The sequence below is a fragment of the Bacillus cereus group sp. MG9 genome (assembly GCF_040459995.1).
Classification (GTDB): Bacteria; Bacillota; Bacilli; order Bacillales; family Bacillaceae_G; genus Bacillus_A; species Bacillus_A mycoides.
Genome location: NZ_JARVHC010000001.1, coordinates 4,216,937 through 4,240,228, shown reverse-complemented (window position 1 = coordinate 4,240,228; position 23,292 = coordinate 4,216,937). Strand labels below are relative to the sequence as shown.

The following is a 23,292-nucleotide window of genomic DNA, read 5'->3' as shown; positions in this document are numbered from 1 at the left end:
ATGGGGATGGAGCTCATTTTAAGAGAATGGATGGAAAAAGAAAAGGATCATTCGATTTCATATAGTACGTATATGAACCTCGTATTATATGCAGAGGAACATGGGTATTATATGAGAGAACGTGAAAAAATTGGAAGACAGGGAGATTTTTTTACGAGTAGCAATGTATCTTCTGTATTTGCGAAGACTTTTGCTAAGTTTTTTATTCGGCTTGTTGAAAAGGGAGAAGTTTTTCCAAATATTTGTGAGATTGGTGGGGGAACAGGAAAGTTTGCCTATGATGTTTTACAAGAATGGAAACAATTATCTCCGGAAACCTTTATCAATTTAAACTATTCAATTATTGAAGTGAGCCCTTTTCATAGAAGGCTACAACAGGAGAGGCTTTGCTTATTTGATAATGTGTCGTATTATACATCTTATATTGAAATGGGAGAGTCTTTCGAAGGAATTATTTTTTCGAATGAATTATTTGATGCGTTTCCTGTTGAGATAGTTGAGAAAAGAAATGGAATTTTGTATGAAGTACGTATCACGTATACAGATGAGGGAAACCTTACAGAAGTATTTAGACCGATAGAGAAAAGAGTCGGTCGTTACTTATTGAAATATAACATTCATATTGCTGAGGGACAGCGCTTTGAAGTGCCTATTGCAATGGAAGAGTATATAGAAGAGATTGCGAAATGGTTTCAGAAAGGTATATGTATTACAGTTGATTATGGATATACAAAAGAAGAATGGATGCATCCTGCACATCGTGAAGGAAGTTTAAGAGGATATTATAAGCACAAGCTAATTCGTAATCCTCTTGCATATCCAGGAGAAATGGACCTTACTACGCATGTTCATTGGGATGAGTTGAAGATGAATTTTGAGCTACAAGGAATTAATACGATATGGCATAGGAAGCAATCAGAGTTTTTGTTAGCAGCAGGAATATTAGATCAGCTTGCTAGCCATCAAGATACCAACCCTTTTTCTGAAACTCAAAAACTAAATAGAGCTATTCGCTCTATGATTTTGAACGGAGGATTAGGTAATGCTTTCGATGTTGTTATACACACAAAAGATATGAAGAATTTACTTTTGAATCAATATTTAACAATATGAAAAAAACAAGACACAGTATTTTCTGTGTCTTGTTTTTTAATACGACTTTTAATTATGTAGCATTATATATTTTCTCTCATGATATATATTTATATTAAAGATATGAGATGAAAAATATAGAATACACTCTTTTTCTCTGTCTATAGGTCCCTAACCTAATAATACGCGAACGAGTTGAATGATTGTTTCGTTTTCTACTTTGTAGTAAATTTCCAATCCTTTTCTTTCACTAGAAACGATTTTAGCACTTTTTAACTTTGCTAAATGCTGTGAAATTGTAGATTGTGGCATGTTTAAGCCTGTGTACATTGTAGAAACGTTGCTTGGGCCACGTTCAATTAATCCCTTTACAATACATAAGCGAACAGGATGAGCAAGCACTTTCAATAATTCTGCATTGCTTTCATATAGTTCTATTTCTTTTTGAAAGGTTTCTAACATGTTCTTTTCCACCTCCGTGTGAGCTGTTATACCATACTATACATACCAAAAAATCAAAGAAAAGAAAACAGTTGTTGCAGAAAAAAAGTCCTAAAGTAAAGAAATTGTAAGAAAAGAGACCCTGATGTAAATAAAATAGATAAATTTGCACAGTTTTGTAAAATGACATTTTTGAGTGAAAATTTTGATGCGTTTCAAAAATTGAAAGATATAGATATATTCGTAACACAATTTTATCATGATTTTCTTATTCTTTCAAATGAATATACAAAATTTTTAAAATAATATGACAAAGGAATTGTAATGTTATATATAGAATATATAACAGGTTAAAAGAAAAGAAGCTGATTATGATCAGCTTCTTTATGATGATAATGAAATGTTTGGATGTAACTGATACATCTTAGAATAATCAAGTCATCAGTCATTTATTCTAGAGTTCATCTTTTTAAACAACTATTTTATTTCTTGAAGAGTTTTATTATTCGTACACAGCTTCGTTTCTTCCCTTTATGCATTTACAGGTTCTTCTACATAAGAAAGGGCATTTTCAAAATCGGATATTAAATCGTCAACATTTTCAAGACCAACCGATAAACGAAGTAATGAATTAGAAATACCTCTTTCATCACGAGCTTCTTGCGACAATGCTGCATGTGACATTTTAGCTGGGTAGGAAAGAATCGATTCGACAGCTCCTAAACTAACTGCGAAGACAGGTAGTTTTACTTTTGATAAAAATTGGCGGAGTGCGTCTTCTGATTGTAAAGTGAAAGATAGGACAGCTCCGGCTGATGTAGCTTGAGATTGTTGAATGTCAAATCCAAGATGTGTTTGTAAGCCAGGATAATAGACATTTTGAACTTTAGTGTGCTCTTGTAAAAAATGTGCGATTTTGTTGGCACCTGCAGCTGAATGTTCGAGACGTACATGCAATGTTTTAATGCCGCGAAGCACGAGAGAACAATCTTGCGGTCCTAAAATAGCACCAAAAGCGTTTTGTAGAAAGCCGAGCTTTTGAGCGAGTTCTTCATCTTTTACGACAGCTAATCCGGCGGTGACATCGCTATGACCAGCAATAAACTTTGTAGCGCTATGAAGAACGACATCAGCGCCAAGATCAAGCGGTTTTTGAAATAGTGGTGTCAAAAATGTATTATCAACAAAAGTAAGAGCACCAATAGATTTTGCAAGATTAGAAACAGCACGAATATCTGTCACTTTTAAAAGTGGGTTAGAAGGTGTTTCTACATAAAAGAGCTTCGTATTTGGTTTAATGTTTTCTTTTACTTCTTCCACATTGGTCATATCAACAAATGTATGTGAAACACCATAACGGGAGAGAACTTCAGTAACAATTCGATAAGTACCTCCATATACATCTTCTGAAATAAGAACATGGTCACCTTGTGAAAGAAGGAGAAATGCAGTAGAAATGGCTGCAATGCCTGATGCAAAGGCAAATCCTTTTGTCCCGCCTTCTAATAAAGCAATGATATCTTCAAGAGCTTCACGTGTTGGATTTCCAGATCTACTATAGTCATACTTTCCGAAAGCATCTACATCAAACTGATGGAATGTTGATGTGTTATAGATGGGAACGTTAACAGCTCCTGTGTGTGTGTCATGCTTGTATTGATTATGCAGTAAAAGCGTATCTATGGAATAACTCATATTCTTACACCTTCTTTTACAAGTTTAATTGCTTGCTTTAAGTCTTGAATTAAGTCGTTGCTATTTTCGATGCCGACTGAAAAACGGAGAAGACGATTACACACACCACGTGCTGTTCGAACATCTTCTGGAATATCGGCATGAGTTTGCGTTGCTGGATAAGTCATTAAACTTTCGACACCGCCAAGACTTTCAGCAAATGTAATTAAGGATAAAGATTGTAAGAAAGGATTAATCCAAGTTTCATCTTGAAGGCGAAATGAAATCATACCACCTCTTCCTGGATAAAATACATCTGTCACACCATCTTCATCATTTAAATAAGCAACAATTGCATGAGCGTTTTCTTCATGCTGTTTCATGCGAAGTGCTAAAGTCTTCATGCCTCGAATTAATAGCCATGAATCAAACGGGCTTAAGACAGCACCAGAGGCATTATGATAATGAGCAAGCTCCTCGCAAAGAGATTTCCCTTTCGCAACGACAAGTCCGCTTAGTACATCGTTATGACCGCCTAAATATTTAGTTGCGCTATGAAGGACGATGTTTGCACCTTCTGTTAATGGTTGCTGTATATAAGGTGTATAGAACGTGTTATCTACAATAAGAAGTAGTCCGTGCCTTTTCGCTACACTTGCTACACTTACGATATCAGTTACTTGCATTAATGGATTAGTCGGTGTTTCTATGAAAATAGCCTTCGTTTGAGATGTGATTGCTTGCTCAATTTGTTTAATAGATTGTGTATCTACGTATCTACATCGAATATTCCACTTGTCTTCATGTTCGGAAAATAGACGATATGTTCCCCCGTATAAGTCTTCAGATACGATAAGCTCATCTCCGGAACGGAATAGTGAAAGGACAAGGAGAACAGCCGCCATTCCTGAACTACAGGCATACCCTTGCTCACCGCTTTCTAAGTCTGCAATTGCCTGTTCTAAAAGGCCACGAGTCGGATTTCCAGTTCTTGAATAGTCAAATCCAGTAGATTTACCAATTCCTTCGTGACGATAAGCAGTTGAGAAATAAACAGGTGGATTAACCGTTCCTGTTGTAGCTTCGCTACGGTTCCCGATTTGTGCTAGTTTTGTTTCGATTGTTGACATGTGAAAATTCCCCCTTTTTAAAGTGAACGACTAAGTGAAAATAAAAAAAGCCTTCTAAGAAGAAGGCTTTCGGATTGAATAGAGTCTTCTTCTCATCTGTCAAATCTTTCACAATTTGCTGGAATTAGCACCTTATTAACGAATGAATGTTAATGGTTGCTGAGGCGTCAAAGGGCCAGTCCCTCTACCTCTCTAGATAAGAATGTTCGTATGAAATTTTATTATGGTTTTAACTTTACAACAAAAGATAATTGAATTGCAACTTTATTTTAAATAATTTTTATTTTTCCGCAAGTGTCATTGACTTTTATTTTAGTGCGTGCTAAATTTATAAAAAATTAACAAACATTGTTAAAAGGGGAACGTATTTCCTTTTAGCTACATAAATAAAATAATAAAGACAAACTCTTATTGAGAGCGGTGGAGGGAAAGGCCCTGTGAAACCCGGCAACCTTCAAACTAAATGTTTGAAACGGTGCTAAAACCTGCAAAACGTGTGTTTTGCATAATAAGAGGAGGAACAATTATGTCCCCCTCTTCAAAGTGAAGAGGGGGTTTTTATATTGATAGAAATGAGGGAGATTCGTGAAATTACTAGATTTATTATCAAAAGGAATTGTAATAGGTGATGGTGCGGTTGGAACGTTATTACATTCGCATGGTTTACAAAGTAGTTTTGAAGAATTGAATTTGTCTGATCCGGACTTAATTATATCGATCCATAAACAATATGTAGCTGCTGGAGCGGATGTTATTCAAACGAATACGTATGGTGCGAATGAAGCGAAACTCCGCATGTATGGTCTAGAAAATCAAGTTGTCCAAATTAATAAAGCGGCAGTGAATATTGCGAAAGCATCAGTAACAGATCGGAATGCAATTTTAGGGACAATTGGAGGTATGAAACATATTGGTGCTGTTACAACGACTGATATAGAGCGAGAATTTATGTTACTTGAGCAGGCAGGTGCTTTACTAGAAGAACAGGTTGATGGATTACTATTAGAAACTTTTTATGATGAATTTGAATTATTGCATGCGGTTAAAGTATTGCGTAAACAAACGAATATTCCGATTGTTGCTCAGTTAGCGTTACATGAGGCAGGTACGACTCAAAATGGGAATGATGTCAATGAAATATTAAAACAGCTTTTAGATTACGGTGCCAATGTTGTTGGGTTGAACTGTCAACTAGGCCCGCTTCACATGACGGAAGCTTTCAAAATGATATCGATTCCTCAAAATGGCTATTTATCAGCATATCCGAATGCAGGTCTCCCGAATTATGTGGAAGGGCGTTACGTATATGAGGGAAGTCCAGCGTATTTTGAAGAAATGACACCGAAATTTATTGAACAAGGTATTCGTTTATTAGGTGGTTGTTGTGGTACTACCCCGGAACATATTGAAGGAATGAAACGTGCTATTGCAAATGTTGCACCTGTAATAGCAAAGGAGACGATTCAAAGGCCTAAAGTGGTCCATACACATGAGAAGCGTTCGAGAGCTCATGTTACTCTAGCAGAAAAGGCAAAGAAACAAACGACAGTTGTAGTGGAATTAGATCCACCGAAAACGTTAGACACGCAGCGTTTTTTTGAAGGGGCAAGAGCACTGAAAAGGGCTGGAGCGGATGCTATTACTCTAGCAGATAATTCATTAGCATCTCCTCGTGTTTCGAATATGGCTATGGGTGCATTATTAACGAAGCATGATATTCCAGTATTGACGCATTTAACGTGTAGAGACCATAACGTCATTGGACTACAGTCTCACTTACTTGGATTATCAGCATTAGGTATGGAGGAAGTGCTAGCTTTAACTGGTGATCCAGCGCGCGTTGGTGATTTCCCAGGTGCAACTTCTGTATATGATTTGTCATCGATAGAGCTCATTAAAATGATTAAAGAGATGAACGACGGACGCTCTATTTTAGGGAAATCAATTGGTCCGGCAACAAGATTTTCTGTTGGAGGTGCATTTAATCCTCATGTAAGGCATTTAAAAGCAGCGGTCAAGCGAATGGAACGAAAAATTGATGCTGGTGCTGAATATTTCTTAACGCAGCCGATATATGATGTTGCTTTAATAGAAGAAGTATATGAAGCGACAAAGCATTTGGAACAACCTATCTTTATTGGAATTATGCCGTTAGTAAGTAAGCGGAACGCAGATTTTCTTCATTTTGAAGTGCCGGGTATTACTCTCCCTGAAGAGATAAGACAAAGAATGGATGGACATGAAACGAAAGAGGCAGCCATAGAGGAAGGGATTCGTATTTCACAAGAGTTGATCGATGCGGCGATGAAATACTTTAACGGTATTTATCTTATTACACCGTTTTTAAAATATGAAATTACAGAACATCTCGTGAAATATGTGAGAGAAAAGCAAGAAGTGAAAGAAGGTATTAATTGATGAAACGAATAGAAGAGAGATTACAACATGAAATTTTAATATTAGATGGTGCAATGGGAACGATGATTCAGCAAGAAGACTTAACAGCGGAAGATTTTGGAGGAGAAGAATACGAAGGTTGTAATGAATATTTAGTAAAAACAAGACCGGATGTTATTTTAAATATTCATAAAGTCTACATTGAAGCTGGAGCAGATATTATTGAAACGAATACGTTTGGTGCAACAAATATTGTATTAAGTGATTATGCATTGTCTCATTTAGATGAAGAGTTAAACGAAAGGGCAGCGCTTTTGGCGAAGCAAGCGGTTAAAGAAAGTGGGAAAGAAGTGTATGTTGCGGGAGCGATGGGACCAACGACGAAAGCGATTAGTGTTACAGGTGGTGTGACTTTTGAAGAGTTAATTGAAGCCTATACAAGGCAAGCGAGAGGACTATTAAGAGGAGAAGTTGATGTATTACTCGTTGAAACGAGTCAAGATATGCGTAATGTGAAAGCTGCGTACATTGGAATTCAATCGGCGTTTGAAGAACTAAACAAAATAGTACCTATTATGATTTCTGGAACAATTGAACCGATGGGAACGACTTTAGCGGGTCAAACGATCGAAGCCTTTTATTTATCGGTAGAGCATATGAAGCCATTATCGGTTGGATTAAACTGTGCTACTGGTCCAGAATTTATGAGGGAACATATACGTTCCCTATCTGATTTATCGGAGTGTTATATTTCGTGTTATCCAAACGCTGGTCTTCCTGATGAAGATGGGCATTATCACGAATCTCCAGCGTCACTTGCTGAAAAAGTAAAACGTTTTGCTGAAGAAGGATGGATTAATATTATTGGTGGTTGTTGTGGCACAACACCAGAACATATACGTGTAATGAAATCGGCGCTTGCCTCGATTAACCCTCGTGAGCATCATGAAAGGGTTGGACATGGAATTAGTGGACTAGAAGCGTTGCAATACGATGATTCTATGAGGCCTTTATTTGTTGGAGAAAGGACGAATGTAATTGGATCGCGTAAGTTTAAAAGATTAGTAGCAGAAGGGAAATTTGAAGAGGCTGCTGAAGTGGCAAGAGCGCAAGTGAAGAAAAATGCTCATATTATTGATATTTGTATGGCAGACCCTGATCGTGATGAAATAGAAGATATGGAAAGATTCTTGGCAGAAGTTACGAAAGTGTTAAAAGTACCGATTATGATTGATTCAACAGATGAAAATGTTATGGCGAAAGCTCTTACTTATATTCAAGGAAAAGGTGTTATCAATTCTATTAATTTAGAGGATGGAGAAGAACGTTTTGAAAAAGTGACACCCCTTCTTCGGAAATACGGTGCTGCGATAGTTGTAGGGACAATTGATGAAGATGGTATGGCAGTTAGTGCAGAAAGAAAGATAGAGATTGCTAAAAGAAGCTATGAATTACTAACGAAAAAGTATGGTATACGCCCATCTGATATTATTTTTGATGCGCTTGTGTTTCCTGTAGGAACAGGTGATGAAGAATATATAGGTTCAGCGGCAGCGACTATAGAAGGAATTCGTCTTATTAAAGAAGCGTTACCAGAATGTTTAACGATTCTAGGTGTGAGTAATATATCTTTTGGTTTACCACCAGCTGGACGTGAAGTATTAAACTCTGTCTTTCTATATCATGCAACGAAAGCAGGATTAGATTATGCGATTGTTAATACGGAAAAATTAGAACGCTATGCGTTAATTCCAGAGGAAGAAAAACGTCTTGCGGATGCATTATTATTTGAAACGACGAAAGAGACGTTAGAAAAATTTACAAACTTTTATCGTGTTGCCAAAAAGAAAGATGTCGTTATACAAGAAACGCTAACACTTGATGAACGACTGGCAAATTATATTGTAGAAGGTACGAAGCAAGGACTACAAGAAGATCTAAGTCTCGCGCTTACAGAAGGACGAAAACCTCTGGATATTATTAACGGGCCGCTTATGACAGGAATGGATGAGGTGGGGCGATTATTTAATGGTAATGAGCTTATCGTTGCTGAAGTATTGCAAAGTGCTGAAAGTATGAAAGCTGCCGTAAGTTATTTAGAGCCACATATGGAATCTAGTGAGAGTGCAAAAAAAGGGAAAGTATTATTAGCGACTGTTAAAGGAGACGTACATGATATTGGGAAAAACCTTGTTGAAATTATTTTATCAAATAACGGATATGAAATTATTAATTTAGGAATTAATGTTCGTTCGGATCGAATTGTTCAAGAAGTACAAGAAAAGAAACCTGATATTATTGGCCTTTCTGGTTTGTTAGTAAAATCAGCGCAACAAATGGTAACGACTGCTGAAGATTTAAAAGCAGCGAATATTGATATTCCAATTGTTGTAGGTGGTGCAGCACTAACGAGGAAATTTACAGATAATCGTATTTCTCCATCTTATAAAGGGCTCGTATGTTATGCAAGTGATGCAATGACAGGTCTTGATATTATTAACAAATTACAAAAAGAAGAAGAACGTGAAAAGATGAAGCGAGATAAAAAGGAACGCCATCTTCATATTGTGAAACAAGAGGAGAAAAAAATAGAAATTCCCGCAGTTATTGAGCCGTTGCCAAAAGCAACTGTTATGATACCAGATTCGACGAAACGAGTTGTATTACGGGATATTCCTGCCCTTCATCTTGCACCGTTTTTAAATAGACAAATGTTAATTGGACACCATCTTGGGTTAAAAGGAAACGTAAAAAAACTCTTGCAAGAAGGGGATAAAAGAGCACATGAGCTAAATGATTTAATTGATGAATTATTACAAGAAGGACAATCTTGGTTACGCCCAAAAGCGGTGTATCAATTTTTCCCGGCGCAAAGTGATGGACAAAATATAATTATATACGATCCGGAAGATCACACACGTATTATAGAGCGATTTGAATTTCCGAGACAAGGGAAAGCACCATACCGTACTTTAGGAGATTATATACGCCCGATTGGAGATGAGATGGATTATGTCGCTTTCTTATCTGTTACCGTTGGAGAAGGGGTTCGAGATATTGCAGAGGAATGGAAGGCGAAGGGAGATTATTTACGCAGTCATGCGATTCAGTCGTTAGCACTTGAATTAGCAGAAGGACTTGCTGAAAAAACACATATGCTCATTCGTGATCGTTGGGGAATTCCAGATTCACCTGAACTGACGATGGAAGAGAGATTCCGTACAAAATATAGAGGAATACGCGTATCATTTGGTTATCCAGCATGCCCAGAACTTGCTGATCAAGAAAAATTATTTTGCTTAATTCATCCAGAAGAAATAGGTATTTCATTAACAGAAGGATTTATGATGGAGCCAGAAGCGTCTGTAACGGCTATGGTATTTTCTCACCCTGAGGCAAGGTATTTTAGTGTACTATAGTGTAGAAGGGGGAGACGTATGAAAAAAATAGTCTTTACAGGTGGCGGTTCGGCCGGGCATGTAACACCTAATTTAGCAATTATTCCACATTTACAAAAGCAGAACTGGGATATCTCTTATATTGGTTCTCATCAAGGGATTGAGAAAACGATTATAGAAAAAGAAGGAATCCCATACCATAGTATTGCAAGCGGGAAGCTACGTCGTTATTTTGATTTGAAAAATATAAAAGATCCTTTTCTCGTGATGAAGGGTGTTATGGATGCGTACGTAACAATTCGTAAACTAAAACCGGATGTTATTTTTTCAAAAGGTGGTTTCGTATCCGTACCAGTCGTAATAGGAGGGTGGCTAAATAGAGTGCCAGTTTTATTACATGAATCTGATATGACACCTGGACTAGCAAATAAAATTGCGCTCCGTTTTGCCTCGAAAATATTTGTTACATTTGAAGAAGCAGCGAAACATTTACCGAAAGAAAAAGTAATATATACAGGATCGCCTGTACGTGAAGACGTACTAAGAGGAAATCTTGAAAAAGGTTTAAAGTTTCTAGGGTTTTCCCGGAAGAAATCAGTTATTACTGTTATGGGAGGAAGTTTAGGCGCAAAGAAAATTAATGAAACGGTTCGATCGGCACTTCCAGATCTTCTGAAAAATTATCAAATTGTGCATCTTTGCGGAAAAGGAAATCTTGATGAATCCTTACAAAATAAAGAAGGATATAGACAATTTGAATATGTACATCAAGAGTTGCCGGATATATTAGCAGCAACAGATTTTGTTATTTCGCGTGCGGGATCCAACGCGATTTTTGAATTTTTAACAATGCAAAAGCCGATGGTTTTAATTCCGTTATCGAAATTTGCAAGCCGTGGAGATCAAATTTTAAATGCTGAATCCTTTAAAAGACAAGGGTATGCATCGGTATTATATGAAGAGGATGTAACGGTGAACTCACTTATAAAGCATATAGAAGAGCTATCTCATAATAATGAGACGTATAAAACAGCATTAAAAAAATATAATGGAAAAGAAGCGATTAAAACTATCATTCAACATATTTCAGAGGCATGATTAAACAATCATGTCTTTTTTAGTAGGATGAAAGATTCCAAGAATTGATATTTTTATGTTACAATAAAGTGAAACTTTAATCAGTGGGGGGTTCATCCCCACTGATTATTAGTTGAACCAATCGGGCTTTTACGGGCAGTTAATCCCACACCTAACTTCTTTGTTTTCGTTGAATTTTGAGGTGGGGGTCTTACTGCCCGTTAATGCGGGGTAACAAATGGTTAATAGGGAAATTCCAATTGATTAAGCGTGAAAATACGAATGGATTAGGAGTGACTGTGTTGGAGCTAAGTCTCTATGAAAATACTGCACTTATTATATGCTTTGTGTTGTACGTTGGTAGTGTTATTGTTTATATTTCACGGAAATTTTCACAAGAACGAGAGCTTGAAAAATCAGAAATAACAGCTGAACTAGAAATGTTAGCTGATGAAAGTTATAAAAAACAAAAAATAAAAGAAGATCATGAGGCACCCCATCATTGAAACGCAAATAAGTTCTAAGGATGGGGATTTTTTTTGAAAAAATCCCATTAACGCTAAAAAAGGAGTTTCCCCATACATATTTAAGGAGTGAATATAAATGAAATTTTATATTGCTTCAGGATTTCAAAATAAACATCTTGTTCGTTTCGTATCAAGCCAGTTGAAAGAAGTGGGATGGCAGCATACATATGATTGGACGAAAAATGAAAGAGCAACCAATAGAGAACAATTGCAAAAGATTGGTGAAGAAGAACAAGAAGCGATACGAGAAGCTGATGTTTTCTTACTCATACTAGAGGGTGGGAATGGAAGTCATACAGAATTAGGGATGGCAATTGCTTTAGAAAAGAAAATTTATATATATCACAAGGGCAATGAGTTGCAAACGACATTCTACCATTTACGAGAAGTTGATATTTTCGAAGGAGAAGTTGAGGGGCTTGTCTCATATATATTGAATAAAGTGGAATGTTAGACGTGGGAATGCAGTGAGAAATATTTCTTGCAAAAAAAGAGTGAAGGTTACCATTAGGCTATTTTGGGCACAGTTATTATAAGTAAAGCATATAAAGGAGTTATAAATATGAAATTAGAAAATGGATGGGAAACAAGTTTTTTAGAGGTTGTACAAAACAGTGAATTTAAGAAAGATGCAATTCTTAGTCAATTGCTTTTTGCGGATAGTGAAGAAGTAGAAGAGCTTGTTGATGATTACGGTTATGAAGAGATTATTGAACGCGAACATGATGATGAGTTAGCAGGAATTTTAGGAGAAGAACTTTTCAGTGAGCTGGAGCGAAACGTATTCTTATCTCCACAGCCAGAAGAAAAACTTATTTCATTCGTAAATGGATTAGGTTTTCATGTGTTAGATTGGATTGTGCTTCTTGAAACAGAATTTGGCATTGATAGCGCAAACTTCACATCGGATGCAGTGAAAATGTTAGAAAAGCGCTTTAGACAGTTTCCCTATATAGAAGAGAAGACAATTTTTGATATGACGTTTGAAGAAGCGATGGATGTATTAGAATCTGTTACAGGATTACAGCTGAAGGGGAAAATGAACGTATAATGAAAAAGAACGTGATAGCTTCACGTTCTTTTTTTTTACATAATAATAATTTTATCATCTAGCTTTGTTTGTCCAGTAAGAAGTGCATTTAAATACTCTACTTTTCGTATGCAAGCTTGTATATGTCTTTCAACCTCTTGTAACTCTGCTTGGTGATGCGTTTCAATTGGATGAATTTGTACGTTAAATTTTTCGAATTGACTACTATATGTTATTTCTGCATAGCCGCTCATAATATCGGTTTCGTTATGAAATAAAAATTGCTTCGTTTCTTCACAGAATGATACATCCTGAAAGCCATATACTTTTAATGCTTCAATTACTTTGTTAATCATGTTTATATTCATTTTTTAACCCTCTTTACGAAGTTCTACTTTTATATTATAACATAAAAAATTACGTAGAAAGCGCTTCCAAGTGTATTTTATTATAAACTTTACGTTTCAATCATAAAAATGAAACAAAGAAAAAATAATTGTAAAGAAGGAAGGACTCTTTTATTGTTTCGTCATATATATAGAGAAATAGTGCAATGAAAGGAAATTTTCCGAGGTGGAGATTGTATTTCCAATTTGAGCGCAGTAAAAGAGGTGAGAATCTTGAACTTTGATATTGTAGGACAAAAAGCATATATAAAAAATGGGCCGCATCGGAACCGAATTGGAACTGTAAAGAAAAATGAAAAACAATTAGAATCCCATTTTTCTATTGTAATTGGGGAACAAAGTATTGATGTAGAGCTAAAGGATATTGTGTTAGTTGGAGTAGATGTAGGACAATTTCATAAATGGTGCGAGCAAAATGGTTATTTGTGAAAGGGACGGGCTGTGAGATAATGAAATATATTTGAGAAAAGAGAATATGTTATTGTATTCTCTTTTTCTGTGTTTAAAGGGGCTGTATAGCGACACAACGGCGCTAACTAATAACTCATTGATATTACAACAATCTGTGTAAATTAGTTGTGACTTTTTCGTCATAAACCTATGACACAAGGTTACCAACTTAATGGGGAAATAAAACAAATTGGACAACGCAAAATGAGAAGATTTGGCCAACAAAAGATGAAATAACGAAAGGCCAATATTTACTTCATCACGATAAAAAAGGTGCAGAATTAGCAGTTGATCCATCACCTGTGTATAAGAATTCTGGTGGAATCTATGCAGGTTCGAAAAACTACTGGTTCCGTGTAACAGCGTATAGTAAAGCTGGGCATGCTGAAAGTGAAATTTCGCATGAGTTTGTACCTAGATTCTCCCAAGATTTCGGATTTATAGGGATGTTTGATTACTGGGCATCGGTTCCGGTGTTAAATGGTAAAGTGAATGCTACAAATGGTAACTTTATCATGAGTGAGAAAGATATTACGTTATCAGGGCGTGGACCAGATGTATCAGTAGAAAGAACGTATAATAGTCTAAGTAAAAAGGTAGGTTTATTTGGTACAGGTTGGTCTAGTGGATTAGAAGAAAGAATTTGGGCCGACGGAAATGGAAACTTACTTTTAATTTCTGCAGATGGAGCAAATATCACATTTACTAGAACGGGAGATAATACGTATCAAGCTCCAGTAGGTGTATATTTAGAAATTAAGCAAGTGTCAGGCGGATATGAAATAAAAGATAAAGACCAAACGGTTACTTTCTATAAATCTGGAGATGCACAAGGACGTATCGAGTATACAAAAGATAAGTACGGAAATACGACGACGTATGAGTATGATGGTGAATCACGTTTATCAAAAGTAAAGAACGCTTCTGGTAAAGAGTTAGTCGTACAATATGATGGAAATAATAAAAAATCAGCAAGAGTAATCGGTCCAGATAGCAAGACGATTACATTTAAATATGATGGAGATTTACTTGTTTCTTCTACAACACCAGAAGGAAAAGTATATAAATACGGATATGATAATGGTTTATTAACATCTATTTATGACCCGCAACATACCGATGCAAAACCGTATAAAACATCGTATGCATACGAGAATAATAGATTAGTAAAAGTGACAGACCCATTAGGGAAAGCTACGACATTAGCATATAATACGGATGCGAAAGAAGTTACGTTAACGAATCCTAAAGGGCGTAAGACTATTTATACGTATAACGATGCTGGAAATCCAGTGAAAACAGTTGAAGATTCCGGGCGTCTGAATTTAACGACGACGTATGAATATAATGCGAATAATTTAGTGAAAACAACAACTCCTAAAAATCAAACAGAAACAGCGACCTATGATAATAATGGGAATGTAACTTCTGTTACTGATGAAATGGGGACAGAAAAGTTTGAGTACAATAAAGACAATGGGATTATAAAAGCGACAGATAACGAAAATCGTGAAACAACTGTTGCTTATAAATCAGCAAACACAGAAGTATCTGAAACAGATCAATCGGCACATACATCTTCTGTTACTCAAGATGATAAATACGGCAATCCGATTGAAACAAGTAAAGAGTTAGGAACAGGGGAAAACCTGATTCAAAATCCGAGCTTCGAGATAAATGGCACGGATAAATGGGCACCAGTAAATAACAATAATTCCGGTTCTATCGCAAAAGATGCAACACCAGCACCAGGTGGTCTTGGCGGGGAATCATCAATCAAAATTACAACGAAAGCAACGAATAATGATTGGGGCTATATTGCCGCAATTCAAGAAATAACGTTAGAACCAAATACAACTTACACATTAAGTGGTATGGTGAAAACGGATTTATCTAATGGTGCAGCTTTCTTCAATGTACAGTCACTAAATGAACATGGTGCGGGTATAGATGGTGGTTGGCACGATACTCGTCATAATAAAGTGCAAGGAAAAAGTGACTGGGTTAATCGCCAAGTAACCTTTAAAACAACAGAGCAAACAAGAAAAGTAAAAATCTATTTACAAGTAGAAAATGGTGGTTCTTCTACAAGTGGTTCCGTATGGTTTGATAAATTACAGCTTGAAAAAGGAGAAGTTTCTTCTAGTTTCAATCCTATTACAAATAGTAGTGTAGAGAATGTAACTGAACAAGGATGTATTCCTGGATGGATTCGAGGAGACGGAACAAGTTGTGATCCAAAAGATGTTTCTCATCAGGAAAGTTTTACAGGACATTCGTCTATTGTATTAGAGCGTAGCCAATATGGCGGTTCAAATGTAGGATATGGCAATCATGTAAATTTAAATCAGAAAAAAGCAGAACCAATCACGTTAACAGGAATGTCTAAATCTGAAAATGTAGAAAATGATGCGCCAGATAAACTATCACGAGACTATTCAATTTGGGCAGATGTTTACTATCAAGATGGCAGCGGTGAAAATTATCAAGCAAAATTCCCAAGTGGGACAAATGATTGGAACCGTAGTGCGGTTGTCATTCCAGCTAAGAAACCAATTAAGCAGATTCAAGTATATCTGTTATTTAGAAATAATAATAAAGGGAAAGTATGGTTTGATGATGTTCGTTTACTAGAAGGAAATGCTCTTATTAAAAACGAGTATGACAACGATGGAAATGTTATTGCCGCGTATGATGAAGAGGGGCAAAAAAATACCTTCGCATACGATGCATCAGGAAACAAAAAGAGCGAGACAGATGAAAAAGGAAATACAAAATTATATGATTACAACAAAGATAATCTATTAACAAAGGTTACATTAAAAAATGGTACTTCTGTAAATTATCGTTATGATCATAATGGAAATACAACAGAAAAATCTGTCATGTTTGGTGGGAAAACACAAACACACAAATATGAATATGATGTAGATAATAAAAATACAGTGTATATCGATGCATTAAACCGCCGTATTGAAAATACGTACGATGAAAATGCAAACAAGATTAAAACAACAATGCCAAACGGCTCTATTTTAGAATCTGTATATGATACAGCAGATCGCGCGATTGGTGAAAAGCGAAATGGAAAAGATTCATTTACATTCGAACGTGATCAGAATGGACAAGTTACGAAAATAAAAGACCATATCAATGGTGTAGAACGTACAAAAACATACGATAAGGCTGACCGTGTCACAAGTGCAACGGATAGCCGAGGTGGAAAAATTGACTGGGCGTATCATGACAAAGCAAACAGTAAGACAGAAAAATTAAAAGAACAAACAGTAACGCAAGGTGGATACACAAATAAAGTATCGTATGATTACAACACGTTAGATCAAAATATACGTGTAACAGATGGTTCTCAAACATATCGATTTGATTATGATGATCAAGGAAATGTTCGTACGTATACAGCTGGAAATGGCTCAGGTTCTACCTTCAACTATGACCATGCGAATAAAATTAAAGATTTAGTAGTAGGTACGTCAAACAGTATTCTTCTTTCTGAACGATATGAATATGACCAATCGGGCAACCGTACGAAGATTAAACATGAAGGTGCAGGCGGGAAAGTAACAGAAACAAACTTTGTATATGACCCGATTAACCAATTATTAAACGAAGCATTACAAAACGGAACAAGTAAATCATACACATATGATGGATTTGGAAATCGTACAAGTGTGAAAGTTGTAGAGAATGGAAAAGAAACAAAATCTATAGCGGCAACGTTTAATGCTGGAAAATCTTATAGAGCTACACGTCAAGTGAATAGTTGGAATAACAACGCTAAAAATCTTCATTTTGAATCAAGGATAGTTAAGAAGAATATGACTAGAAATAAAGCCTTGAAGTGGGAACAAGGTCATGTGAATAGAATATCAAAAGCTAAAGGGAAATTTAATCCCAAGTATCATAAAAGACCACAACCATGGTGGTGAGAATAGGGAGTGTATAATAACAAATGATAGACGTTATGTTTTATGATTGGTGTAAAAATAGATCGAAGAAACATAAATTACAAGCTCATGAAATAAGAATTTTTGAATTGATTTTTTCTAGAAAGTTAAGAGAATTTGATTTAGGACTAAACGGTATTGAAATTGTAGAAGTATTTTGTTTAGCTAAGGTTAATAAAGGAGATTTCTGTGAATTCATTGTGGATATGAATCAAATTGATATATCTATCTCATATGATTTTATGGATTTTTTAACACTTAATTCAGTTGAAGAAAAATATGAAGAATTTTGTAAATTAGTGCGCCAATATGTAATACCTGCACTCGAAGAAAACTCAAATCTATTGCCGAATACTATAAGGGGATATATTGAAGATTCTTTGGATGAAATAGTAAAGCAAAACTATGAAGGGATATTTTTGGTAGGGAAAACTCCTAAGAAAAGCCCTAGCCGTAAGAAGATAGCGATATTAAAAGGAATTCATCGTGTAAAAGGTTTCCAACTAAGATGTGAAGTGTATGATGAAAAGGGTTTAAAGATTCGTGATCAATTATTAGTGGAGGAGGTAGGTAACGAAATGGTGTATGCAAGATTTTTGGGGACATTGAAATGGGAAAGTGAAAATTTAATTGTGGTCCAGTCTAAAACAAGTAGTTGGAAAGAAGAAATCTGTATTTAATAATAAATTCATTTTGGAGGATTAAAAATGCTTAGTAGAAATAGAAGAAATAGATTCAAAGAAGTACCGAATGAGTATATAAGAGTAGAAAATGTATATGAAATCTTACCACCAGATGGGACAATTATTGATATGGCAACGGAAGAAGAGATGCGAGTTGCCGCGGAGATAGAAGCCAAGCATCATGCGTTAATGAGGATGCAAGAAATAAATTTTCAACTGGATGGACATGCTTATAAAGAGATTTTAAAAGAGATGGAAGAGTTTGAAAGAAAGTCAATGGAATTTTGGAAAGGTGTTTATAATCGTGTATCTGCGCCGTGGGCATGGACACTTCGCATTGATGTAGCAAATGGACCGATTTTTGTTGCAAATGAAGGTTTATTATATGATACAGAAGAAGTAGAAGAGGAAGAATAGGTTAAGGACTACTTTTGAGAAAGAAGAGCTGGTATTGGCTCTTCTTTCTTTTGTATTAAAAAATTTTGCAGTTATGATGATAAGGGGAATACAACGCAGCAGACGACCCATTTGGATATGCAGGATACATGTATGATAAAGAAATCGGTATGTATTACTTGATTGCGAGATACTATAATCCGGAGCATGGTGGATCCAGATCCGGGTGATGAGGATGATACAGTAACGCAGAATGGGTATACGTATGGTTATAATAATCCGGTAATGAAGATCGATCCTGATGGAAATAAAGCATGGAAAAAGATTTGGTATTCAACAAAGGCTGGAGCTAAAGCCGGTTTTAAGGCTTGGGCAGATGGATATGCAAGTGGTTGGAAAGCTATATCGTCTAGTTTTGAGTTTGCGAGCGGGTATTTTACGGGGAAAGCTATGTATAAAAAGGAAAATATGCCAGCTTTTAATAAGGCATTTATAAATAAGGAAGCTAGAAAAGTTGGAGGGAAAGCTTTAGGGGGAATCGGACTGTTAGAAGATGCTTAGACATTTGGTAAAGCTGCGTATGATGGATCTCCAATATATAGAGCATTTCATTTATATAATTTTAGAATATCCAATACGTGTAATTATAGTTCTATTTGCAATAGGAATTATGTTGTATTGTATAAAAGAAAAGTATATGCTATCAGCCTTGTTGACTTTGTTGCCAATTATATTAGTAGTAATTGTGGCATTTACTGAGTTGTTAACTCCTATTTTAAAGGGTACTCCGATCATATTTTTTTATATTATAGCAATTGTTTATACAGTTGTATTGTGCGTAATATATGATTATGAGCTATTTAAGGAAAAATAGGTTCATCAGTATATGATAGAAAGAAGAGCTGATGTTGGCTCTTCTTTCTTTATATATGTCACTGCGGTGACAAAACAAAATAAAGAAGTTAAATACATGGGATAACGTATTAAAGAGTGATACGAAAGGTATCGCAGCAGATAATCTATTTGGATATGCACAACACTGGATAGGAAAGGGGTATGTTAAGGTTAAACCAAAGGCTATCACATGGTGGAATAGTAGGAAAAAAAGCAAATAATGAATATTTCAATCGATAAAAATTTATATGGCAAGACATATCGATAGATGTCTTATAGATGAGCTGCTCTCCAAGTATTCAATGTAATATTTGGAGGGCAGTTTTATGTGATAGGAAGGTATCGAATGTAGTGTTAAAATAAACGACTAAATAAAGTATAGTGTAATCACAACTATAGTCAGTTTTATAAAAAATTAATGGAGTAATATGAATATGGCGATTGTAATAACGGTGGGTTTAATATTGTTAGGTTTCATTTTTATTTGTCTAAGTATTTATAAATTCGTAAAAGAGATTAAAGAACAGACAACAAAGAAAGATAGATGGGGTATTGTATGGGGGAATATTTTAGAACTATTTAATAATCCGTTATATGGACCACCATTTTATTTTCTTTTGGGAGGGATTTCTTTAATAATAGGTTTTTTGCTCTTATTTGTGGGTATAGGATGGATTGAAGGATAAAATGAAAATTATTAAATGAAATAAAAGAGTGTGAAAGTGAATCAGATGATTTATTATCCAATAAGATCATTGTACAAAATTTCATAAACAAAGTGATTATTTATTGAGTAGATCTACAGAGTTACCATTGCAATGCAAGTGCAAGCAAAAAATGTTCAAACCCGAGGCTATAGTAGATAAAAAAGGACGCTAACATTTTTGTTAGCGTCCTTTTTTATTATGAAGCAATCTCACCAGTTTTTACATCATCTTGATTGTACGTATCCTGATCTAATTCACCAAGCCATTTACTAGAAATAAGACCAGCTGTCATAGAACCACTTACGTTAAGAGCTGTACGACCCATATCGATTAATGGTTCAACTGAGATAACAAGAGCGACAATGCCGATTGGTAAGTTCATTGTAGATAGTACGATTAACGCTGCGAATGTTGCACCGCCACCAACACCGGCAACACCGAATGAGCTAATAGCAACGACAGCGATTAAAGTTAAAATGAATTGTGGTTGTAATGGATCAATTCCTACAGTTGGAGCGACCATCATAGCAAGCATTGCTGGATAAATACCTGCGCAACCGTTTTGACCGATAGATACCCCAAAGGATGCAGCGAAGTTAGCGATTCCTTCAGAAATACCAAGCTTTTCTTTTTGAGCTTCAATATTTAATGGCATTGCACCAGCACTAGAGCGAGATGTGAATGCAAATGTTAATACAGGGAACACTTTTTTCAAATATTGAATTGGATTTAAACCAGATAATGCGATTAATAATAAGTGAATGATAAACATTACGATAAGAGCTACGTAAGATGCTAACACGAAGTTACCAAGTTTTAAAATAGCGTTAATATCGCTACCAGCAACTGTCTTTGCCATAAGAGCTAATACGCCGTATGGAGTAAGACGTAAAATTAATGTTACCATACGCATTACGATTGCATATACAGCATCAAGCATTTTCTTAAATAGCTCTGCTTGTTCTGGATATTTTCGTTTTACACCTATAAAGGCAATCCCGATAAAGGCTGCAAATATTACAACAGAAATTGTTGATGTTGGACGAGCACCTGTTAAATCAAGAAAAGGATTCGTAGGCAACAGTTCTAACAATTTGTCTGGAATTGTTGTCTTTTCAATAGAAGTAAATCTTTCTTCTACTAATTTCAGACGAGCAGATTCTGCATCACCTTGTTGTAAACCTGTTGCTGATACATCAAATCCTGCGCTTGCAGCTATACCGACAGCTGCGGCAATTCCTGTAGTAAGAATTAAAATTCCGATAATAAGACCACTGATTTTACCAAGGTTTTTCGTTAATTGTAATTTTGTAAATGCTGAAATAATAGATACTAAAATAAGTGGCATAACGATCATTTGAAGTAATTTCACATAACCGTTACCAATTAAACTAAACCAGGTATTTGATTCGATAATTACTTTAGAAGTAGGTTCATAAATAAATTGTAATATAAGACCAAAGATAATTCCGACTCCTAAAGCAGTAAATACACGTTTATTAAAAGATACATGCTTACGTTGCATATAATACAATACGCCAACTAAAATGAGCATGACTGTGATGTTAATCCCGACAAGCAGTGTATTCATGTTGATTCCCCCTAATTCCAATGTGTTATATAGAATATAAGGTAATAAAACCTATAAGTCAACTAGGGAATTACGGAATTAAAAAAAAGATGGCAATTTGCCATCTCTTAATGCCCAGCTCCAGGGACAAGTAAAAATGTTGTGTACCATGTAAATCCGATGAAGAAAACGGTTAAATATGCTCCGAATACGTATATATACATACGCTCTGTTAATTTTAAATAACTTAAAAGTACGAAGAATCCTGTTTGTCCTAAAAATAGTAGTGCGGTCGAATGCATATCCCCTACGTAAAACATAACCGAGAAAATTCCAGTCCAAAAGCCGAGAACGCGAAACATGCGCTCCATGCCATCTCCCTCCTTTTCTAAAAAAAGTAAAACCTCTTTTCATTATAGTTTATTTTTCTAACTATTGTAAATATTCATTCGTATAAAAAGAAGCCAATTATAATATTGACTTCTTCTTAGTTGAAAAACTAAATTTGAACTTTATCCCGCATTAACGGGCAGTAAAACTCCCACCTCAAAATTCGGCAAATGAGAGGAAGTTAGGTGGGAGATAACTGCCCGTAAAAGCCCGATTGGTGCGGGCTAATAATCAGTGGGGGAAGAACACCCCCCCACTGATTAAAGTTTCACTTTATAGTTACAAGATTTGCAGCCATCTAGTAGACTATCGTTTCGTGTTAATTCCACGTTCGGGAATAGGATTTCAAAAATCCCCTTCATCATATCTCCGTGCATATTACAAATTTCAGTCGGATGATGCGCAGCAACTTCTTTAAATGGGCAATTGTGTACATCATAGAAAATTTTTGTGCCATCTGTACTTAATTCAAAAGCAGGGGATAAGCCAGCTGTTGAGAATGCTTCTTTTGCGATTAGCATTTTTTGTTCTATCGTCAATGCTTCTGCACTTACATTTAAGCGATGCATATGTTGTTGCATTAATTCTTTGCCGAATTGTTTCCCTGTTTCATATAGCGCTTTTTCACCAGCACTACCTAAGCTTAGCAGTGAATTAAATGCTATCTGCGCTAATAATTGATAATCGCGAAATGGGAATTGTAACTGGATGACATCTTGAGACAAGACGTATAGTCTGCTTGGTCTGCCGCCTTTCCCAGTTTTTTTTGTTTCTGATTTGAGCATATTAACATCTTCTAATTTAGATAAATGTAAACGCGCTACGTTTGGATGAATGTTAAACTCATCTGCAATTTCTTGTACAGTTACGTAATTATGCTTTTGCGAAATATATTTATAAATGTAATAACGAGTAGGGTCAGATAACACACCTGTAATTTTTAAAGCTTGTTCCATTAGGATCTCCACCTTTATCACTTTATCCAAGATATTAACATTATAATACAGATAAACTTCCATATAGGTAATTTCAGACAATAATTCAGAAATTGTTCATAATTTCAC

The 23,292-nt window shown here is 35.6% G+C and carries 18 protein-coding genes, 2 pseudogenes and 2 riboswitches; of the genes and pseudogenes, 13 read left to right on the top strand and 7 right to left on the bottom strand.

Features of this window, described 5'->3' with window-relative positions; all coding sequences use genetic code 11:
- Entirely contained in the window at positions 1 to 1,113 is a 1,113-nt protein-coding gene (locus QCI77_RS21795) for a class I SAM-dependent methyltransferase (RefSeq protein ID WP_002190678.1), read from the top strand.
- A gap of 150 nt (positions 1,114 to 1,263) precedes the next feature.
- Here QCI77_RS21795 and QCI77_RS21790 read toward each other — a convergent pair whose 3' ends face one another.
- From QCI77_RS21790 to metI, 3 genes are all read right to left on the bottom strand, one after another.
- A complete protein-coding gene (locus QCI77_RS21790; RefSeq protein WP_000894375.1) occupies positions 1,264 to 1,554 on the bottom strand; it encodes an ArsR/SmtB family transcription factor in 291 nt (96 codons plus the stop codon).
- 510 nt (positions 1,555 to 2,064) lie between these two features.
- A complete protein-coding gene (metC, locus tag QCI77_RS21785) occupies positions 2,065 to 3,228 on the bottom strand; it encodes a cystathionine beta-lyase (RefSeq protein WP_002143144.1) in 1,164 nt (387 codons plus the stop codon).
- Positions 3,225 to 4,337, bottom strand: a complete 1,113-nt coding sequence (metI, locus tag QCI77_RS21780; protein ID WP_002143142.1) for a cystathionine gamma-synthase/O-acetylhomoserine thiolyase — start codon at positions 4,335 to 4,337, stop codon at positions 3,225 to 3,227. The genes metC and metI overlap by 4 nt, the downstream gene beginning before the upstream one ends.
- A gap of 89 nt (positions 4,338 to 4,426) precedes the next feature.
- Positions 4,427 to 4,540, bottom strand: a riboswitch (SAM riboswitch).
- A gap of 202 nt (positions 4,541 to 4,742) precedes the next feature.
- A riboswitch (SAM riboswitch) is annotated at positions 4,743 to 4,852 on the top strand.
- Positions 4,853 to 4,922: 70 nt separating this feature from the next.
- Here metI and QCI77_RS21775 point away from each other — a divergent pair.
- The 6 genes from QCI77_RS21775 (at position 4,923) to QCI77_RS21750 (ending at position 12,787) form a co-directional block, all read left to right on the top strand.
- Entirely contained in the window at positions 4,923 to 6,755 is a 1,833-nt protein-coding gene (locus tag QCI77_RS21775) for a bifunctional homocysteine S-methyltransferase/methylenetetrahydrofolate reductase (protein WP_002190677.1), read from the top strand.
- Positions 6,755 to 10,153 carry a methionine synthase gene (gene metH / locus QCI77_RS21770; RefSeq protein ID WP_353825470.1) on the top strand — a complete coding sequence of 1,133 codons (3,399 nt, stop codon included), beginning with the start codon at positions 6,755 to 6,757 and terminating at the stop codon, positions 10,151 to 10,153. The genes QCI77_RS21775 and metH overlap by 1 nt, the downstream gene beginning before the upstream one ends.
- A gap of 18 nt (positions 10,154 to 10,171) precedes the next feature.
- Complete coding sequence (locus tag QCI77_RS21765; RefSeq protein ID WP_199662357.1) at positions 10,172 to 11,230, top strand: undecaprenyldiphospho-muramoylpentapeptide beta-N-acetylglucosaminyltransferase; 1,059 nt, start codon at positions 10,172 to 10,174, stop codon at positions 11,228 to 11,230.
- A 242-nt stretch (positions 11,231 to 11,472) separates the two neighbouring features.
- Complete coding sequence (locus tag QCI77_RS21760) at positions 11,473 to 11,715, top strand: DUF3966 domain-containing protein (protein ID WP_085960924.1); 243 nt, start codon at positions 11,473 to 11,475, stop codon at positions 11,713 to 11,715.
- 97 nt (positions 11,716 to 11,812) lie between these two features.
- On the top strand, positions 11,813 to 12,190 hold the full coding sequence (locus QCI77_RS21755) for a nucleoside 2-deoxyribosyltransferase (protein WP_353825469.1): 378 nt from the start codon (positions 11,813 to 11,815) through the stop codon (positions 12,188 to 12,190).
- A 108-nt stretch (positions 12,191 to 12,298) separates the two neighbouring features.
- Positions 12,299 to 12,787, top strand: coding sequence for a hypothetical protein (locus tag QCI77_RS21750; RefSeq protein WP_002015119.1), 489 nt, complete (start codon positions 12,299 to 12,301; stop codon positions 12,785 to 12,787).
- Between the two features lie 35 nt (positions 12,788 to 12,822).
- Here the strand turns inward: QCI77_RS21750 and QCI77_RS21745 are convergent, their stop codons facing one another.
- Positions 12,823 to 13,134, bottom strand: a complete 312-nt coding sequence (locus QCI77_RS21745; RefSeq protein ID WP_002165070.1) for a hypothetical protein — start codon at positions 13,132 to 13,134, stop codon at positions 12,823 to 12,825.
- Positions 13,135 to 13,386: 252 nt separating this feature from the next.
- On the opposite strand from QCI77_RS21745, the gene QCI77_RS21740 reads away from it, so the two are divergent.
- The 6 genes and pseudogenes from QCI77_RS21740 to QCI77_RS21710 all read left to right on the top strand — a co-directional run bounded on the left by QCI77_RS21740 (position 13,387) and on the right by QCI77_RS21710 (position 20,247).
- Positions 13,387 to 13,602 (top strand): DUF3912 family protein, encoded by a 216-nt coding sequence (locus QCI77_RS21740; protein WP_353825468.1) that lies wholly within the window; start codon positions 13,387 to 13,389, stop codon positions 13,600 to 13,602.
- A gap of 197 nt (positions 13,603 to 13,799) precedes the next feature.
- Positions 13,800 to 17,372, top strand: a pseudogene (locus tag QCI77_RS21735) (DUF6531 domain-containing protein); the annotation flags it as partial.
- A gap of 221 nt (positions 17,373 to 17,593) precedes the next feature.
- A complete protein-coding gene (locus QCI77_RS21725; protein ID WP_353825467.1) occupies positions 17,594 to 18,268 on the top strand; it encodes a hypothetical protein in 675 nt (224 codons plus the stop codon).
- Between the two features lie 27 nt (positions 18,269 to 18,295).
- Complete coding sequence (locus QCI77_RS21720; RefSeq protein WP_353825466.1) at positions 18,296 to 18,688, top strand: hypothetical protein; 393 nt, start codon at positions 18,296 to 18,298, stop codon at positions 18,686 to 18,688.
- 95 nt (positions 18,689 to 18,783) lie between these two features.
- Positions 18,784 to 19,228: pseudogene (locus QCI77_RS21715) on the top strand (RHS repeat-associated core domain-containing protein); the annotation flags it as partial.
- A 767-nt stretch (positions 19,229 to 19,995) separates the two neighbouring features.
- Positions 19,996 to 20,247: a hypothetical protein gene (locus tag QCI77_RS21710; protein WP_353825789.1), complete on the top strand. Its 252-nt coding sequence runs from the start codon at positions 19,996 to 19,998 to the stop codon at positions 20,245 to 20,247.
- Between the two features lie 217 nt (positions 20,248 to 20,464).
- Here QCI77_RS21710 and QCI77_RS21705 read toward each other — a convergent pair whose 3' ends face one another.
- The 3 genes from QCI77_RS21705 to QCI77_RS21695 all read right to left on the bottom strand — a co-directional run bounded on the left by QCI77_RS21705 (position 20,465) and on the right by QCI77_RS21695 (position 23,184).
- A complete protein-coding gene (locus QCI77_RS21705) occupies positions 20,465 to 21,859 on the bottom strand; it encodes an L-cystine transporter (RefSeq protein ID WP_002138338.1) in 1,395 nt (464 codons plus the stop codon).
- Positions 21,860 to 21,966: 107 nt separating this feature from the next.
- On the bottom strand, positions 21,967 to 22,209 hold the full coding sequence (locus QCI77_RS21700) for a DUF2626 domain-containing protein (protein ID WP_002015110.1): 243 nt from the start codon (positions 22,207 to 22,209) through the stop codon (positions 21,967 to 21,969).
- Positions 22,210 to 22,488: 279 nt separating this feature from the next.
- Complete coding sequence (locus QCI77_RS21695; RefSeq protein ID WP_002014995.1) at positions 22,489 to 23,184, bottom strand: helix-turn-helix transcriptional regulator; 696 nt, start codon at positions 23,182 to 23,184, stop codon at positions 22,489 to 22,491.
- Between the last annotated feature and the right edge of the window lie 108 nt (positions 23,185 to 23,292).

Bases quoted from the DNA above. Each gene is read 5' to 3' on its own strand.
- QCI77_RS21765 (WP_199662357.1), top strand. From the start codon at position 10,172: ATGAAAAAAATAGTCTTTACAGGTGGCGGTTCGGCCGGGCATGTAACA.
- metC (WP_002143144.1), bottom strand. From the start codon at position 3,228: ATGAGTTATTCCATAGATACGCTTTTACTGCATAATCAATACAAGCAT.
- metH (WP_353825470.1), top strand. From the start codon at position 6,755: ATGAAACGAATAGAAGAGAGATTACAACATGAAATTTTAATATTAGAT.
- QCI77_RS21725 (WP_353825467.1), top strand. From the start codon at position 17,594: ATGATAGACGTTATGTTTTATGATTGGTGTAAAAATAGATCGAAGAAA.
- QCI77_RS21745 (WP_002165070.1), bottom strand. From the start codon at position 13,134: ATGAATATAAACATGATTAACAAAGTAATTGAAGCATTAAAAGTATAT.
- QCI77_RS21705 (WP_002138338.1), bottom strand. From the start codon at position 21,859: ATGAATACACTGCTTGTCGGGATTAACATCACAGTCATGCTCATTTTA.
- QCI77_RS21755 (WP_353825469.1), top strand. From the start codon at position 11,813: ATGAAATTTTATATTGCTTCAGGATTTCAAAATAAACATCTTGTTCGT.
- QCI77_RS21700 (WP_002015110.1), bottom strand. From the start codon at position 22,209: ATGGAGCGCATGTTTCGCGTTCTCGGCTTTTGGACTGGAATTTTCTCG.
- QCI77_RS21790 (WP_000894375.1), bottom strand. From the start codon at position 1,554: ATGTTAGAAACCTTTCAAAAAGAAATAGAACTATATGAAAGCAATGCA.
- metI (WP_002143142.1), bottom strand. From the start codon at position 4,337: ATGTCAACAATCGAAACAAAACTAGCACAAATCGGGAACCGTAGCGAA.
- QCI77_RS21710 (WP_353825789.1), top strand. From the start codon at position 19,996: ATGGCGATTGTAATAACGGTGGGTTTAATATTGTTAGGTTTCATTTTT.
- QCI77_RS21750 (WP_002015119.1), top strand. From the start codon at position 12,299: ATGAAATTAGAAAATGGATGGGAAACAAGTTTTTTAGAGGTTGTACAA.
- QCI77_RS21795 (WP_002190678.1), top strand. From the start codon at position 1: ATGGGGATGGAGCTCATTTTAAGAGAATGGATGGAAAAAGAAAAGGAT.
- QCI77_RS21720 (WP_353825466.1), top strand. From the start codon at position 18,296: ATGCTTAGTAGAAATAGAAGAAATAGATTCAAAGAAGTACCGAATGAG.
- QCI77_RS21695 (WP_002014995.1), bottom strand. From the start codon at position 23,184: ATGGAACAAGCTTTAAAAATTACAGGTGTGTTATCTGACCCTACTCGT.